Genomic DNA, 2459 nt, shown 5'->3' on the forward strand with positions numbered 1-2459 from the left:
GAAAGTCGGCAGAGAGAATTGAAAGTACGACGCACGATGCTGGTAAGCCATCAGGTATTGGGCTTTGTGACGCTGGCAGGCTTTATCGCTCAGGGTATTCTGGGGGCTAACCTCTACAATGCGAAAGGCAATGACTATACCCGCCTACGGAACGCGCACGAAGCGGTTGGCACCGCAGTCAACATCAGCTATGCGACAACGGCCTTACTTTCGCTGACCGCCCCTCCTCCGATTTTGGGAAAACGGCAAAGAGGGCTTAACTCGATCAAACTACACAAATACTTAGCAATCGTTCACTTGACGGGAATGATTGCCACAAATATTCTGGCGAAGCAGATCCAGCATAACTACGGTTGCAACTACCAAAGCGGGCCAAATATCAAATAGCGTTTTGTAGCGGTTCTTTTTCAGCCGTTGGCCACCGTAAACCGCTCAGATGCGGCCAATCAAATCGGCTTTGTGATCCGCTTGCCAGTTGATCGACATCATACTCCCCTTGTAAATTGACATGATGCCAGATAATAGCTGTGCCGTGACGAACCGCATCCAGAATGGCTTCAAGCTGAGCCTGATCGCGGGTTCGGGAGAGCAGTTCGGATAGGTAGAGATAGTTCCACAGGATAATCGCATTCTGAATCAGCCGACGGGCATGAATGATCTTCTCCTGCTCTTCACGAGTAGCCACCCCAAAGACCTGATTGCCGCCAAAGAAAACGGCTTTGCTGAAGCGGTTAACCAATTCGATCCGGCTCAACTGCTTCTCAATGCTCTGACGAAGTGCTAGTTCGTCGTAGTAACGCAGGATGAAATCCGTTTTCACGAGTCGACCGAACTCCTTTAGGGCTCGGTACAAGGGGTGCTGGCGCGTGTAAGCACTGAGCCGTTTGAGCACCTGCCAGGCTGTCACTTGCTTTAGTTTGAGCGAGACCATCAACCGCAGCATGTCTTCCCACCGGCTCTCGATTAGCTTTTCATGGACTATACCATCGGGTAGGATTCGGAAGGCCTGGGCTTCGTACTCCTTAGTCGATACGAAGTCGTAGAGGTGCAGTTTACCAATGCCTTTCAGACGAGGAGCAAAAAAGATGTCTAACAGATGCATGATGCCAAAAACGGCTTCCGAAAAACCGTGGGTATCCGTCGAATGGATCGTACTCTTGACTACCGGATTGTGTAGATGAATGTCAATCATGTATGGGGCTTCTCGCTCGGCTGCACTAACCACGGACGTATGAAAGAGCGCAAAGCGGTCATCGATGCCGGTATTGACCGTCACGGCCTTGTCAAAGCCAGGGTATTTGTAGGAGAAATCAGCGTTCAGGGAATCTTCCGTGACAATGTATTTCTGCCCGTCCGAAGCCGTATGACGTTCACCGGCATCGCGCCGATGCAATTCGGGTAAGGCCAGTTCTTCTTTGAGCCGAATCAGCCGGTCGTTAGCTGCTTTGAGGCTCTGCGAAGAAAGAAACATGTCGACCGTGAGCTGTAGCGTACTGGCATTCACTCCTTTGCAGATAGCAGCCATTTTATCTACGCCGATATTACAACCCAGCGCAACCAGAGCGGCAAAGAAGGTACCCGGCGTTGGACGACCCTTGCTGTGCTTGCCCGCCAGGTGTTCCAGATCACTCAGAAAGTGGGCCGACGAATCCACTTCGGCCAATAGCTTCAGCACGGAAATATACCGGGCTGGGTTGAAGTAGCCCGAAATACGGCCTACATCGGGCTTCTCCACTTTGGGGGTGTCGATAATAGGACGGTTCTCTTTGTCAAAACTCAGGTGCGGGTTTTTGCCCTGTTGCTGGTGTTGATTCGTTCGTGTGTATTGAGTCGTCAATCGCGTACGCCAAGTCTGGAGTACACGCTTGCTGTCGGCAAAATGACTCAGTCCGGCTTCCGCCAGCAAACGCTCTCGGTTGGCCTGATAGTGAACCTTGTCGACTAAATACTCTTCCAATGATCGGTAGCGGTAGGAGTGTTTCAAATTCATCGTCCCTTCCCGCAAGGAACGCGCCAGCGTATTCATCAACAAAACCCGGTAAAGCCGTCGGTTGAAGCGGTCATCGGCATCGTAGAGGGCTTGCTGGTCCGTTCCATTCAGCCAACTCAGGTCTTTAGCCGGTGCGGTGGGCTTACCCTGCCGCCCTACATAATGGTTGATAGCACTCAGTAAAACGGGGTCAGACGTATCGGGGTTGAAGTGAAGGACGCTCAGAATGCCCGTTAACCGATTCCCCAGCCAGGCGGAGCGGTCGCTTAGTAACGTCCGCGTTTCCTCGTCTTCGGAGCGGTGCATCTCCCCGTCCAACTGATCGACCAGCGTTTGCTGGTCTCCAGTCAGGGGCGACTCTTGGGCCAGTACAGCATCAATCCGGGCCAGTTTAGAGGTTCTTCTTACAAATAGCCGGAAAACGGCGTTAGTAAACTATGTATTTAGTTTTGGCTTTCTCAAAGGCCGT

Annotated in this window: 1 protein-coding gene and 1 pseudogene; one reads left to right on the top strand and one right to left on the bottom strand. The window is 52.0% G+C overall.

Annotated elements, in window-relative coordinates:
• Positions 1-387 (top strand): annotated as a pseudogene (locus AC23NW_RS36010) (hypothetical protein); the annotation flags it as partial.
• Here AC23NW_RS36010 and AC23NW_RS36015 read toward each other — a convergent pair.
• Entirely contained in the window at positions 380-2296 is a 1917-nt protein-coding gene (locus AC23NW_RS36015) for a Tn3 family transposase (RefSeq protein ID WP_487455524.1), read from the bottom strand. The pseudogene AC23NW_RS36010 and the gene AC23NW_RS36015 sit on opposite strands and share 8 nt — an antisense overlap.
• Positions 2297-2459: the final 163 nt, after the last annotated feature.

This window comes from Arsenicibacter sp. R0_47, assembly GCF_057652235.1.

Excerpts from the sequence above, each read along its gene's own strand:
- AC23NW_RS36015 (WP_487455524.1), bottom strand. The coding sequence starts at position 2,296 with ATGCACCGCTCCGAAGACGAGGAAACGCGGACGTTACTAAGCGACCGC.